This is a genomic window from Achromobacter sp. ACM03 (assembly GCF_014851665.1).
Taxonomy (GTDB): Bacteria; Pseudomonadota; Gammaproteobacteria; order Burkholderiales; family Burkholderiaceae_B; genus Achromobacter; species Achromobacter aegrifaciens.
In genome coordinates, this window is the sequence record NZ_JACVAD010000005.1 from 300,769 (window position 1) to 314,710 (window position 13,942).

Below are 13,942 nucleotides of genomic sequence, written 5' to 3' on the forward strand. Positions count from 1 at the left end.
ACGGCGCCCCGGGCGCCGCGGTGCGGAAAGCGGGATCAGGCGCCAGGTTCGCTATTCGGATTCGGCGCGCGGTGCATGACGATGACCTGCTCGGCGGGTTCGGCGGCGGGCGCGCGGCGGCGCTCCCGCTTGGCCTTCTTCTGGATCAGGTGTGGGCACTTCTGTTCGTGGTGGTAGAGCATCTGGCAGTGCAGGCATTGAATGCACTCGTTCGGATTGATCTCGCCGGTGGGGTCGATCGCCTGTACCGGACATTCGAGATTGCAGCGTTGACAGGGATTGCCGCAGTCGCGGTAGCGGCGCAGCCAGTTGAAGATGCGCAGCCGCGCAGGGATTGCCAGCGCGGCCCCCAGCGGACAGAGATAGCGGCAGAAGAAGCGCTCCACGAACAGGCCGGCGGCCAGCAGCGCCACGGCGAATGCGACGAACGGCCAGTAGCGCATGAAGCGCAGGATGATCGCGGTCTTGAAGGGTTCGACCTCGGACAACTGTTCGGCCAGCGCCAGGTCGTACAAGGAGAAGCCGAACAGCAGCAGGAAGATCACGTACTTCAGGGTCGACAGGCGCTGGTTCACGCCGTGGCTGATCTTGAGCTGGCGCACACCCAGGCGGCGGGCGACGCGGTTGCTGAGTTCTTGCAGCGCGCCGAAGGGGCATAACCAGCCGCAGAAGGCGCCGCGGTTCCAGAAGACCATGGAGATGGCCGTGGCGCACCACAGGATGAACACCAGCGGGTCCATCAGGAAGTATTCCCAGCGGAAGTCGCTGCGCATGGCCGAAAAGAAAGTCAGCACGTTGACCACCGAGAGCTGGGCCTGGCCGTACCAGCCGATCCAGAACAGTGCGAACGCCAAGAACGCCAGCCGCAGGCGGTCGTGCAGCAGCGGACGGCTGGCGAGCTGGTCCTGGAAGAAGAAGACGCCCACCAGCACCAGCAGCGCCACCGTCAGCACGGCGACCTGGCCGGCCTTGCCGCGCCAGATCTGTTTCCATAGCGCGGGCGCGGCGTCTTCTTCCTGCGCAGTCTGGGCCGGGGCGGCTTGATCGGCAGTCGGCGGGGGCGCGGCGGATGCCTGCGCGCCCGCCACCGGCCGGGTATAGGCCGCAGGCAATTCATAGCTCAGGTCGAAGGTCACGAAGGCCTTGTCGCTGACGCTGAGCACGCGTTGCACCATCAGCTGCAGGCGCCAGGGCGCGACCGGATCCAGCGCGGCGTCCTCGGGCACGACGAACAGGGCTACCTCGCGGAACGCGGGCGCGCCCTGCGCGGCCACGTCGGCCAGGCGCTGGTGATTGCGATCGCGGAAGCGGAAGCTGCTTTCATCCTGGATGATCTCGATGCGGTCGAAGATGCCGCCGCGCACGTAGCCCGAGCCCTTGAACGAGTAGGCGCCGTTGCCGGCCACCAGCACGGCCTGCTGGCCGGGCTTGAGCCTTTCCTTCAGGCGCTGCCATTCCGTGTCGCCCAGCAGGCTGCGGCCGATCGCGGGTACGCTGACCAGCGCGGCGTACAGGTCGATGAAGCCGTCCGCGTCCGTGCTGCCTTCTGTATTGGCTGCGGCGTCGTTCCTGCCCGATGCGCGGAAGGCCTGGTTCACGTCCTCGGGGTTCAGCCGCAGATTGCGCACCGCTCCGGCATCCAGCAGGTCCTGCCAGGACTGGACGGCATCGCGCGCATCGTCCACGACGCGGGCGGCAACGGGCGCGGCCGACGGCGCCACCGTGGCGGTCTTGTCGATGCCATGGGCGCGCGCCACGGCGATGGCCGAGCGCGTGATGCTGTCGCCGATCACCATCAGCGTGACGGTCGCGCCGCTGATGATGTCCACGGGCGGCGGGGCGCCATGGCGGGGAGGGGAGTCCACGAAGTTCAGCCCGACGTAGCCGCTGATGAAATGGTCGACCTTGGACTGCGGAATGCCGATGAGCACGATGGGCTCGTGGTGCTCCACGAGGCGCGCGCCGACGATGCGTCTGTCATTGGCCAGGCCGACCAGCACGTCGATGGGCTTGCTGGAGTAGCCGCGGGTGTTGACGACGTCGGACGTCAGATAGACCACGCCCAATTGGCGCGCGCCCGCATACACCTTGGCAACCATGGGCTTGCCGGCGGGCGGGTCGGCGCGGTCCGCGCCGGGGAAGATCTGTCCGATGGGGATGCTACCCAGGAAATCCGGCAGGCGTTGGGCCTGAGCGGCGCTGAAGACCCCCGAGCACAGCAGCAGCAAGAAAAGAAAGACTGCATGCACGAACCACTTGTACCGACTGAACCCGCGCCCCGCCGCTGTGCTGCCTTGCATTTTCGTACTCTGCTGATTGTGTTTGTTTGCAGGCATCCTAAGAATGCTTGGCATCGGTCGTATTGCGGTTTGTCAATCGGCGTACGCGCGCGGACCGTGCGGAGGCAATGCCCCTGCGTTTTGTAGGGGATATCCCCGTTTTGGAGAGGTTGAACGAGGCGCTATTGATGCCGGTCAATAGCGCGCTTTGCGCTGCGCCATAGACTTGTGCGTGGCGGCAGCGACGCTAGGCATGTGCCTCGCGCGTGTCGGAAGAGCCGCCAACGTTTACGGAGAATCTCCATGCTGGCAAAAGCCACCCTCGCCATCGCCCTGTCCGCAGCCAGCCTGCCCGCGTTGGCCGCTCAGTGCGAAGCAACCATAGAAAGCAACGACGCCATGCAGTACAACCTGAAGGAAATGGTTGTCGACAAAAGCTGCAAGCAATTCACCGTGCATCTCAAGCACGTCGGCAAAATGGCCAAGGTCGCCATGGGCCACAACTGGGTGCTGACCAAGGAAGCCGACAAGACGGCCGTGGCCACCGACGGCATGAACGCCGGCCTGCCGCAGGATTACGTCAAGGCGGGAGACACCCGCGTCATCGCCCACACCAAGGTCATCGGCGGCGGCGAGTCGGATTCGGTTACGTTCGACGTTTCCAAGCTCACCCCGGGCGAGGCCTATGCCTACTTCTGCTCGTTCCCGGGCCACTGGGCCATGATGAAGGGCACGTTCAAGCTCAGCGACTGATTGGCTGTCCTGGACCTGAAAGCCGGCTGCAAGCCGGTTTTTTTTTGTCCGCTCCGGCAATGGCGCCAGACCCCGGATGTCCTGGTTCTACAGGCCTAAACCGCGTGCGCCTCAGGCATAAGGACGGGGTTCGTCACCGGCGTGTCACGGATTTTCCATGTACGATTACCGGTCGTGTAACTTCTGGAGCTCCTGATGGAGTGGCTGCTGGACCCTACTGCGTGGGTCGGCTTGCTTACCCTGGTCGTCCTTGAGATCGTCCTGGGGATCGATAACCTGATTTTCATCGCCATCCTGGCGGACAAGCTGCCCCCTGCGCAACGCGACCGCGCGCGCATCATGGGCCTGAGCCTGGCGCTCATCATGCGTCTAGGCCTCTTGTCGGTCATGTCATGGCTGGTCACGCTGACCACCCCCCTGTTTTCCATCGGCCCGCTGTCGTTCTCGGGCCGCGACCTGATCCTGATGATCGGCGGCCTGTTCCTGCTGTTCAAGGGCACGATGGAACTGCATGAGCGCCTGGAGGGCTCCCAGCACGGCGGCTCATCGGGGCCGCGCGTGTACGCGAGCTTCTGGGTGATCGTCACGCAGATCGTGGTGCTGGACGCGGTGTTCTCGCTGGACTCGGTCATCACCGCGGTCGGCATGGTGGACCACCTGGCCATCATGATGATTGCCGTGATCATCGCCATCGGCATCATGCTGCTGGCGTCCAAGCCGCTGACGCGCTTCGTCAACGCCCACCCCACGGTGGTGGTGCTGTGCCTGGGCTTCCTGCTCATGATCGGCTTTTCGCTGCTGGCTGAAGCCTTCGGCTTCAAGGTGCCCAAGGGCTACCTGTACGCGGCTATCGGCTTCTCGGTCGCCATCGAGGCGCTCAACCAGGTGGCGCGCCGCAACCTGCTCAAGCTGGATGCGCGCCGGCCGATGCGCGAACGTACCGCTTCCGCAGTGCTGCGCATGCTGGGCAAGCGTCCGCCTGCCGACGAACCCGACCTGCCCAGCGCGAACGGCCCGGCCATCCCGGCTTTCGGGGTCGAGGAGCGCAATATGGTCAGCGGCGTGTTGACCCTGGCCGAGCGGTCGATCCGTTCGATCATGACGCCGCGCACGGACGTGTCGTGGATCAACATCGACGACGACCCGGAAACCATCCGCCGCCAGCTGACCGAGGCGCCGCACAGCTTTTTCCCCGTTTGCCGGGGTTCCCTGGACGAGGTGCTGGGCATCGGCCGCGCCAAGGATCTGGTGGCCGACCTGATCACCGAGGGCAGGGTGCGCCGCAACCGTCTGCGCGACCCCATCATCGTGCACGAGTCCATCGGCATCCTGCGCCTGATGGACACGCTCAAGCGTTCGCGCGGCCAGCTGGTGCTGGTGGCCGACGAGTTCGGCGCCATCGAGGGCCTGGTGACGCCGATCGACGTGTTCGAGGCGATCGCCGGCGAATTCCCCGACGAAGATGAGCTTCCCGACATCGTCGCCGACGGCGAGAACACCTGGAAAATCGACGGCGCGGCTGATCTGCACCATGTCGAGCAGGTGCTGGAAACCGAGGGCCTGGTCGATGACGCCCAGGATTTTTCAACCCTGGCGGGGTACCTGCTGTCGCGCTTCGGGCACCTGCCCAAGCCGGGCGACGTCTGCGAGTACGAGATCCACCATGAGCATTTCCGCTTTGAAGTCCTGGAAATGGACGGCCGCCGCATCGCGCTGGTGCGCGTCGAGAAGCGGCCGCAGGAAATGCTTGCGGACGACGAATCCCTAGCCAACGACTAACTGGACCGACCTGTCATCGTGACCGAAAACACCCTATATCTGATCAAAGCTTTCGTCCTGGGCATCATCGAGGGCCTGACGGAATTCATTCCCGTGTCCAGCACCGGCCACCTTATCCTGGTGGGCGACTGGATCAATTTCGAATCCAGCCAGGGCAAGGTATTCGAGGTGGTGATCCAGCTGGGCTCCATCCTGGCGGTGATGTGGGTGTTCCGCGCGCGCCTGCTGACGCTGATCCGCGGCACGCTGACCGGGGTGCCCACCGAGGTCGCTTTCACCCGCAACCTGATCATCGCCTTCCTGCCGGCCGCCGTCGTCGGCGCCATCTTCATCAAGTCCATCAAGAGCATCTTCTATCACCCGGCCGTGGTGGTCGTGACCCTGGTGCTGGGCGGCCTGATCATGCTGTACGTGGAGCGCAAGACGCACCATACGCCGGGTGACATGCCGGGCGCGGCCGACGATACCGCCTCGGATGAGCGCGCCACGGCCCGCACGCTGGAGCAGATCTCCTGGAAGCAGGCCCTCGGCGTGGGCGTGGCGCAATGCCTGGCCATGATCCCGGGCACCTCGCGCTCGGGCGCCACCATCATCGGCGGCATGATCGCCGGCATCCAGCGCAAGACGGCCACCGAGTTCTCGTTCTTCCTGGCCATGCCCACGATGCTGGGGGCGGCCGTGTACGACATGTACAAGAACTTCGGCGTGCTCACCCAGCACGACCTGTCGGGCATCGCGGTGGGCTTCATCGCCGCGTTCCTGAGCGCGATGGTGGTGGTGCGCGCGGTGCTGCGCTTTGTCGCCAACCATACCTACCGCGTATTCGCCTGGTACCGGATCATCTTCGGCGGCGTCGTCGCGGCCTGGATCTTCACGCGCTGATGGCGTGGCCGGCGGTTCGCCGGCAGCAGCAATGACAAGGGCCGCTTGCGCGGCCCTTGCTGTTTTCCGTCACGGTGCGCCCGAGGGCTACGCTTCCGTTTCCAGGTCGTAGAACTGCAGGCCGTCCTGGTCGATGACCAGCCAGCCGCCGCGGGCGGGCGACACGTGGTCGCAGTCCCAGTCGGGCAGGACCCAGCGCTCGCGCTTCTTGCCGTCCACTTCCAACACGTGGCGGGCGGGGCGATGGGTGTGGCCATGCACCAGCACGCGCACGCCCGTCTCGCGGAAGACGGATTCAATGGCGGCGGCGTTGACGTCCATGATCTCCATGGACTTCATCTGGTTGGCGGCCTGGCTTTCGCCGCGGGCCTGCTGCGCCATCGCCAGGCGTTCGGGGATCGTCTTGGCCAGGAATTCGGCCTGCCAGCGCGGATCGCGGACCATCTTGCGGAACTGCTGGTAGGCGGCATCGTCCGTACAGAACTCGTCGCCATGGGTCAGCAGGATTTGCCCGTAATCCGTTTCCAGCAGCGCCGGTTCGGGCAGCAGCTTGGCGCCCAGGGCCTGGGCCAGTTCTTCCCCGATGAGGAAGTCGCGGTTGCCGCGGCCCAGCCAGACCGGAATCCGGCTGGCGGTGTCGCGCAGCGCCGTCAGCGCCGTGGCGAGCCACGGCGGCGCGGCGCGGATCACGTCGTCGCCGATCCAGGCGTCGAAGATGTCGCCCGGCAGCAGCAGGGCGCCGGCTTCCTCCCGCGCGGCCTCCAGGAAGGCCAGAAAGGCCTCCGAGGTGGCCGGCGTGGCCGGTCCCAGATGCAGGTCGGATGCCAGCCAGATGGGGCCGGACAGCGCGATCTTATTCAAGAACTTCGGCCTTCTCGATGATCACGTCTTCGTTCGGGACGTTCTGGTGGAAGCCCTTGTTGCCGGTCTTCACGCCCTTGATCTTGTCGACCACGTCCGTGCCTTCGGTCACGGTGCCGAACACGGCATAGCCCCAGCCGTTGGGCGTGGGCGCGGTGAAGTTCAGGAAGTCGTTGTTGGACACGTTGATGAAGAACTGCGCCGTGGCCGAGTGCGGATCGCTAGTGCGGGCCATGGCCAGGGTGTACTTGTCGTTCTTCAGGCCGTTGTTGGCCTCGTTTTCGATGGGGGCATGGGTCTGCTTCTGCTTCATGCCGGGCTCAAAGCCGCCGCCCTGGATCATGAAGCCATCGATCACGCGATGGAACACCGTGCCGTTGTAGAAACCTTCCTTGACGTAGGTCAGGAAGTTTTCGACGGTCTTGGGCGCCTTGGCGGCATCCAGGGTGATGACCATGTCGCCTTGGTTCGTTTGGAGCTTGACGCGGGGGTTGGTGCTCATGGCTTTTGTGCCTTCAGAGGTGGAGGTGGAGGAATTGGCCGCGGGGGCGGCGCTGACGAGCGCTGGGGCGAATGCAGCCAGCGCGAACGAGCACGCCGTCAGGCGCAGCAGGTGTAGGGGGGAGTAGCGGGACATCATTTGCCGTGTTTATCCTTCAGCATGGTTTCGACTTCGCGGACCTTTTCCTGCATGCCGGGCACGCCATCGCGGGCGGCCTTCTTGTAGGTGTTCAAGGCCTGCAGAAGCTGCAGATCGCCCATATTGGCGCGGGCGGCGGCATAGTTGGGATCGGCGCGCAGGGCCATCGACAGGGCGTCCTGTGCGCGGTCGAGTTCGCCGCGCCCTGCATATAGAGCCCCCAGGTTGTTCCAAGGTTCCGGCAGCTCCGGAAAGCGGTTGGTCATCTCGGTGTAGACGTCGATGGCTTCGTTGGTGCGGTTCAGGGCCGCCAGCGCGCGGGCGTGCTGGAACATCAGTTGCACGTCGGTGCCGCGCTGGTCCTTGATCTGTTCCTGGCGCTTTTCGATCATGGCAAGCGCTTCTTCGTTGTCGCCGTGGTTCAGCAGGCGCTCGATGTAAGTCGTGATCTGCGAGGCCGAGGGCGTCAGGCGGGTGTCGACGCTGGGCTTGGCGGCTTCCAGCAGCTTGGCCAGACTGTCCCAGCCACCCTCGGGCGGGATGGGGTCCAGGGTGGTGCGGCTGGCGTTGGGGTTGGTTCCCCCGCCGCCGGCCATCGACTGGGCCAGAGAGGCTCCAACCGGCGCGCCCGCAAGGGCCAGGGCGAGCAGGGCGACGCGAAAGCGCGGCTTGATAGTCACTTGGGCATCCGTTAAAAGTCTTGGCAGGCCGACGCTTACGCGCGCGACCGGGCCGCTTGCTATACTTGACGACCGCCATTTTAGCCCCGGTTGAGTTTTGGCTCGACATCGGGGACGAAGCCCCGGGATATCGTTGATGGAATGCGGGCTCGGAATGCGGGTTCGGGGCGGTCGGCGCCAGTGGGATTATGGCCCGAGGCAGAGATCGGGATCGAAACCGCGGGACCGAAATCGCAGGACCGAAATCGGCGGGATTGGAATCCGACCCGGCGGCACGCGCCGAAGGTATTTTCCTTCGGCAGCAACTTTCCGCAACCGCCACGGAAAACTTAGATAAAGCCTATAAGCGCCATGCTGCAAATCTACAACACGTTGTCGCGTACCAAAGAACCGTTCAAGCCGGCCCAGGCTGGTCAGGTGCGCATGTACGTGTGTGGCATGACCGTCTATGACTTCTGCCATCTGGGCCACGCCCGCATGCTGGTGTCGTTCGACGTCGTGCAGCGCTGGCTGCGCGCCAGCGGACTGGCGGTCGACTATGTGCGCAATATCACGGACATCGACGACAAGATCATCCGCCGCGCCGTCGAGACCGGCCGCCGCATCGGCGAAGTCACCGACTTCTACATCGACGCCATGCACGCCGACGAGCGTGCGCTGGGCGTCCAGACGCCGGACCGCGAACCGCGCGCGACCGAGTACGTCGGCGAGATGCTGGACATCATCGGCAAGCTCGAGCAGAACGGCCTGGCCTACCAGGCCGACGACGGCGACGTGAACTACGCCGTGCGCGGCTTTCCCGGCTACGGCAAGCTGTCCGGCAAGACGCTGGATGACCTGCGCGCCGGCGAGCGCGTGGCCGTGGGTTCGGCCAAGCGCGATCCGCTGGATTTCGTGCTGTGGAAGTCCGCCAAGGCCGACGAGCCTGCCGACACCAAGTGGGAATCGCCGTATGGCCTGGGCCGTCCGGGCTGGCACATCGAGTGCTCGGCCATGAGCAAGTCGCTGCTGGGCCTGCCGCTGGACATTCACGGCGGCGGTCCGGACCTGAAATTTCCGCACCATGAAAACGAGATCGCCCAGACCGAGGGCGCTTTCGGTGGCGCGCTGGCCAACATCTGGATGCACTGCGGCCCGCTCATGGTCGACTCGGACAAGATGTCCAAGTCCCTGGGCAATTTCCGCACCATCCGCCAGACCATCGCCCAGGAAGAACCGGCGGCCGATCAGGCCGTCTACCGCGTCAACCCGCGCGAAGCGGAGATGGTGCGTTTCTTCATCGTGCGCAACCATTACCGCAGCTCGCAGAACTACACGCCGGACAACCTGATCGACGCGCAGAACGCGCTCGACCGCCTGTACCAGGCGCTTCAGAATGTGCCCGCCGACACGCAGGGCATCGACTGGAACGAGCCGCAGGCCCAGGCCTTCAAGGCGGCCATGGACGACGACTTCAACAGCTCGGGCGCGGTCGCGGCCTTGTTCGAACTGGCCTCCGACGCCAACCGCAACAAGAGCGCGCGCAGCGCCGGCCAGTTGAAGGCGCTGGCGTCCCTGCTGGGCCTGCTGCAGCAGGATCCCGCGGCCTATTTCCAGTCGCCCACGCGCTATTCGGCGGCCGCCATGGAGCAGGGCGAGCGCCGTGCGCTGGACGCCGAGGCCATCCAGTCCCTGATCGACGCGCGCGCGGCCGCCAAGGCCGCCCGCAACTTCGCCGAAGCCGACCGCATCCGTGCGGAACTGCGCGAAGCCGGTATTGAACTCGACGACAAGCCGGGCGGCGTGACGCAATGGCGTCGCGCTTGAACCCGCAGGACCCGCCCGCCATGTCCACCGTCGACCTCGAGATTCCCAAGCCCGAGTACTGGGAAGCCGCCGTAGCCCACCTGATGCGGCGCGACCGCATCCTGAAAAAGATCATTCCCCAGCATCCCGAAGTCTGGCTGACTTCGCGCGGCACGCCTTTCGTGACGCTGGCGCGGGCGATCATCGGGCAGCAGGTGTCCAGCAAGGCGGCCGACACCGTCTGGACCCAGTTCATCGAGGCCGTGGGCAAGCGCCCGACGCCCGTCGCCGTGCTGCGCGTCGGCCTGGAGGGCCTGCGCGCGGCGGGGCTGTCGCAGCGCAAGGCCGAGTACGTGCTGGACCTGGCCGTGCATTTCGGCGAACGCCGGGTCCATCCCGAGAAATGGGCGGCAATGGACGACGAAGCCGTCATTTCCGAATTGACCGCCATCCGCGGCATAGGCCGCTGGACGGCGGAGATGTTTTTGATTTTCAATCTGCAGCGGCCTGATGTCCTGCCGCTGGATGATCCTGGGTTGCTCAAGGCAATCTCGCTACACTATTTCAGCGGCGAGCCTGTCTCTCGCTTCGAGGCTCGCGAAGTCTCGTTGGCGTGGCAACCCTGGCGTACCGTGGCGACCTGGTATCTGTGGCGCAGTCTGGATCCGACTCCGGTCCAATACTGACGCAAGCCAGGCAGCCCATCTACGGAACCACACTACATGCGCAATACATTTCTGGAATTCGAACAACCGCTCGCCGAGCTTGAAAACAAGATCGAGCAGCTGCGCTACGTGCAGGCCGATTCGGCCGTAGACATCTCCGACGAGATCGGACGTCTGCAGCAGAAGAGCCAGACCTTGGCCAAGGAAATCTACGCCAAGCTCACGCCCTGGCAGACGGCCCTGGTCGCCCGCCATCCCCAGCGTCCCTACACGCTGGACTACGTGCGCGAAATGTTCACCGACTTCCATGAGCTGCACGGCGACCGCATGTACGCCGACGACCAGTCCATCGTGGGCGGCCTGGCGCGCTTCAACGGCACGCCCTGCATGGTCATCGGCCACCAGAAGGGACGCGACACCAAGGAACGCGCCGCGCGCAATTTCGGCATGCCGCGTCCGGAAGGCTATCGCAAGGCCCTGCGGCTGATGCGCCTGGCCGAGAAATTCGGCATCCCCGTGTTCACGTTCGTGGACACCCCGGGCGCCTATCCCGGCATCGGCGCCGAAGAGCGCGGCCAGTCCGAAGCCATCGGCCACAACCTCTATGCCATGGCCGAGCTCAAGGTCCCCGTGATCTGCACCATCATCGGCGAAGGCGGCTCGGGCGGCGCCCTGGCCATCGCCGTGGGCAATGCCGTGCTGATGCTGCAGTACGCGACCTACGCCGTGATTTCTCCGGAAGGCTGCGCCTCGATCCTGTGGCGCAGCGCCGACAAGGCGCCCGAAGCCGCCGAGGCCCTGGCCATCATCGCGCCGCGCCTGAAGGACCTGGGCCTGGTGGACCGCGTGGTCAACGAACCGGTGGGCGGCGCCCATCGCGACCCGCGCGTCATGGCCCGCCTGTTGCGCCGCGCGCTGGGCGATGCCCTGCGCCAGCTCCAGGGCATGACGCCCGAGCAGCTCGTGGAGCAGCGCGTCCAGCGCCTGCTGTCCTACGGCGCCTACCAGGAAGTGCGCGCCTGAAGCAGGCAGCGCGCCGGCATCCCCGCCGGCGCCGCGGCCTAGCGCCACGCGCCATCCCGCCATGAACGCCCGCCCAGCGTCCGATCCTCCGCATCGGGCCTCGGCGGGCGTAGTTCATTCCCTTCCCGTGTCGGCCGAGCTTGCCGCGGCCTTGCGCCGCGCCTTGCTGGCCTTGCCCGAGCGTCCGGCGCGCATCGCCGTGGCGTTGAGCGGCGGCGCCGATTCGGCCATGCTGGCCGTGCACGCGGCTCCCGTGGCGCGAGAACTCGGCATGGATCTGGCGTTGTTCCATGTGCACCACGGCTTGCAGGACGCCGCCGACGCATGGACGCAGCATGCGCGCACGCTGGCGGACATGCTCGCGCTGCCGCTGTCGGTGGCGCGCGTGGAGGTGGCGCAGGCCGCGGGCAAGGGCATCGAGGCGGCCGCGCGCGACGCCCGCTACGCCGCACTGGCGCAATTGGCGCGAGAGCAGGGCGTGACGCATATCCTGTTGGCCCATCATCGCAACGACCAGGCCGAAACCGTCCTGCTGCGTCTGCTGCGCGGCACCGGGCTGGTCGGCATGGCAGCCATGGCGCCGCTGTCCCGGCGCGATGGGCTGGTCTACCTGCGACCCTGGCTGGAAATCGGCCGCGAGGCGATCCTGCATGCGGCGGACGAGGTGGCGCAAGCCAGCGGCTGGAGTCCGGTGCAGGACCCCACCAATACCGATCCGCACTACACCCGGGCTGCCCTGCGCGAGCTGCTGGCGCCGGCGCTCGATGCCCGCTGGCCCGGATGGCGCGCCATCGTCGCGCGCCACGCGCGCCACATGGGCGAGGCGGCGGAGATCTTGGACGAGGTGGCGCGGGAGGATTTCGCCGCGCTCGATCCTTCTGATGACGGCGCCAGCTTTTCGCTGCAGGCGTGGCGCGGGCTGTCCGAGGCGCGGCAGGCGCACGTGTTGCGCCATTGGCTGGAACGCAATGGCGCCCGCATGCCGACCGACGCCAGGATGCGCGATCTGCTGCGTCAGCTGCGCGGGTTGCACAGCCTGGGCCATGACCGCCAGTTGCGGGTGGAACAGGCTGGCCACGTCATCCGCTGCCACCGGGGCAGGGTCTGGGTCGAACCCCGGGAATAAGCGGATCAGCGCCGCCAATGTCCCCAAATAATCGCGCTGTGGACAGAATTTTGCACAAGCTGCGCAAATTTTTACCGCCGCGCTAGAATATACGGCTTTGCCCGTCAACCTTTTGCGGCGGGTTCCCAGCCAGAGTACGAGATGTCCCTGATCGTTCACAAATATGGCGGTACTTCGATGGGCTCGGTCGAGCGCATCAAGAACGTGGCGCGTCGCGTCGCGAAGTGGCACGCTGCCGGCCACCAGGTTGTCGTTGTTCCGTCGGCGATGGCGGGCGAGACCAATCGCCTGCTCGGCTTGGCGCGCGAGATTACGCCGCAGCCCGACAGCCGCGAGCTCGACATGATCGCCGCCACCGGCGAACAGGCCAGCAGCGGCCTGCTGGCCATCGCGCTGCAGGCCGAAGGCGTGCCGGCGCGCAGCTATGCCGGTTGGCAAGTGCCTGTGCGCACCGATTCGTCGTTCACCAAGGCGCGCATCTCGTCGATCGACGACGAGCGCATCCGCGCCGATCTGGACGCCGGCCGCGTGGTCATCGTTACGGGCTTCCAGGGCGTTGACCCGGAAGGCCACATCACCACGCTGGGCCGCGGCGGTTCCGACACCTCGGCCGTGGCCGTGGCGGCCGCCATCAAGGCCGACGAATGCCTGATCTACACCGACGTGGACGGCGTCTACACGACCGATCCGCGCGTGGTGCCCGAAGCGCGCCGCATGGCCGTCGTTTCCTTCGAGGAAATGCTGGAAATGGCATCGCTGGGCTCCAAGGTCCTGCAAATCCGTTCGGTTGAATTCGCCGGCAAATACCGTGTGCCGGTCCGGGTCCTGTCCTCGCTGACCGACCCGCTTATCCCGCTCGCAGAAGAAATGGTCTCGGGCACGCTGATTACTTTTGAGGAAGACGAAAAAATGGAAGCCGCCGTTGTCTCCGGCATCGCCTTCAGCCGCGACGAAGCCAAAATCACCTTGCTGGCCGTTCCGGACAAGCCCGGCATCGCCTTCTCGATCCTGGGCCCGGTCGCCGCCGCCAACATCGACGTCGACATGATCGTGCAGAACCAGTCCGTGGCTGGCACGACCGACTTCTCGTTCACGGTCAACCGCAACGAATTCGCCCGCGCCGTTGATCTGCTCAAGCGCGAAGTCATCCCCGCCGTGGGCGCGCGTGAACTGTCCACCGACGAGAAGGTCGCCAAGGTTTCCATCGTCGGCATCGGCATGCGCTCGCACGTGGGCGTGGCCAGCCTGATGTTCCAGACGCTTTCGCAAGAAGGCATCAACATCCAGATGATCAGCACCAGCGAGATCAAGACCTCGGTGATCATCGACGACAAGTACATGGAATTGGGCGTGCGCGCGCTGCACAAGGCCTTCGGCCTGGACCAGGCGCCTGCCGAAAAGGCCTGATTCAAGACTCCGGCACGATTTTTTTTGCAATGAGTGCCCGATAGCGGGCAAGAGTGAAAAAA

General features: G+C 65.6%; 12 protein-coding genes. 8 read left to right on the plus strand and 4 right to left on the minus strand.

From position 1 onward, the window contains the following. Positions 1–35: 35 nt before the first annotated feature. The gene (locus IB257_RS23110; RefSeq protein WP_225589091.1) at positions 36–2,300 is read right to left on the minus strand and encodes a NosR/NirI family protein; all 2,265 of its coding nucleotides are present in this window, start codon (positions 2,298–2,300) and stop codon (positions 36–38) included. Positions 2,301–2,582: 282 nt separating this feature from the next. On the opposite strand from IB257_RS23110, the gene azu reads away from it, so the two are divergent. The 3 genes from azu to IB257_RS23125 all read left to right on the plus strand — a co-directional run bounded on the left by azu (position 2,583) and on the right by IB257_RS23125 (position 5,693). After that, complete coding sequence (gene azu, locus IB257_RS23115; RefSeq protein WP_192492882.1) at positions 2,583–3,032, plus strand: azurin; 450 nt, start codon at positions 2,583–2,585, stop codon at positions 3,030–3,032. A gap of 195 nt (positions 3,033–3,227) precedes the next feature. Then, positions 3,228–4,811, plus strand: a complete 1,584-nt coding sequence (locus IB257_RS23120; RefSeq protein WP_054453178.1) for a TerC family protein — start codon at positions 3,228–3,230, stop codon at positions 4,809–4,811. An 18-nt stretch (positions 4,812–4,829) separates the two neighbouring features. Then, positions 4,830–5,693: an undecaprenyl-diphosphate phosphatase gene (locus IB257_RS23125; protein WP_054453176.1), complete on the plus strand. Its 864-nt coding sequence runs from the start codon at positions 4,830–4,832 to the stop codon at positions 5,691–5,693. An 87-nt stretch (positions 5,694–5,780) separates the two neighbouring features. Here the strand turns inward: IB257_RS23125 and IB257_RS23130 are convergent, their stop codons facing one another. The 3 genes from IB257_RS23130 to IB257_RS23140 form a co-directional block, all read right to left on the minus strand. Beyond that, positions 5,781–6,554: a UDP-2,3-diacylglucosamine diphosphatase gene (locus IB257_RS23130; protein WP_088141681.1), complete on the minus strand. Its 774-nt coding sequence runs from the start codon at positions 6,552–6,554 to the stop codon at positions 5,781–5,783. Then, on the minus strand, positions 6,547–7,056 hold the full coding sequence (locus tag IB257_RS23135; protein ID WP_042794482.1) for a peptidylprolyl isomerase: 510 nt from the start codon (positions 7,054–7,056) through the stop codon (positions 6,547–6,549). Before IB257_RS23135 ends, IB257_RS23130 begins: the two co-directional genes overlap by 8 nt. A 134-nt stretch (positions 7,057–7,190) precedes the next feature. Then, entirely contained in the window at positions 7,191–7,874 is a 684-nt protein-coding gene (locus tag IB257_RS23140) for a tetratricopeptide repeat protein (RefSeq protein WP_054453172.1), read from the minus strand. 351 nt (positions 7,875–8,225) lie between these two features. On the opposite strand from IB257_RS23140, the gene cysS reads away from it, so the two are divergent. The 5 genes from cysS to IB257_RS23165 all read left to right on the plus strand — a co-directional run bounded on the left by cysS (position 8,226) and on the right by IB257_RS23165 (position 13,880). After that, positions 8,226–9,680 carry a cysteine--tRNA ligase gene (cysS, locus tag IB257_RS23145; protein ID WP_175164063.1) on the plus strand — a complete coding sequence of 485 codons (1,455 nt, stop codon included), beginning with the start codon at positions 8,226–8,228 and terminating at the stop codon, positions 9,678–9,680. 20 nt (positions 9,681–9,700) lie between these two features. Further along, on the plus strand, positions 9,701–10,345 hold the full coding sequence (locus tag IB257_RS23150; protein ID WP_054453697.1) for a DNA-3-methyladenine glycosylase: 645 nt from the start codon (positions 9,701–9,703) through the stop codon (positions 10,343–10,345). Between the two features lie 36 nt (positions 10,346–10,381). Continuing rightward, the gene (locus IB257_RS23155) at positions 10,382–11,347 is read left to right on the plus strand and encodes an acetyl-CoA carboxylase carboxyltransferase subunit alpha (RefSeq protein ID WP_042794478.1); all 966 of its coding nucleotides are present in this window, start codon (positions 10,382–10,384) and stop codon (positions 11,345–11,347) included. 151 nt (positions 11,348–11,498) lie between these two features. Beyond that, a complete protein-coding gene (tilS, locus tag IB257_RS23160) occupies positions 11,499–12,473 on the plus strand; it encodes a tRNA lysidine(34) synthetase TilS (RefSeq protein WP_370540121.1) in 975 nt (324 codons plus the stop codon). 141 nt (positions 12,474–12,614) lie between these two features. Then, the gene (locus tag IB257_RS23165) at positions 12,615–13,880 is read left to right on the plus strand and encodes an aspartate kinase (RefSeq protein WP_054453165.1); all 1,266 of its coding nucleotides are present in this window, start codon (positions 12,615–12,617) and stop codon (positions 13,878–13,880) included. The last annotated feature ends 62 nt before the right edge of the window (positions 13,881–13,942 follow it).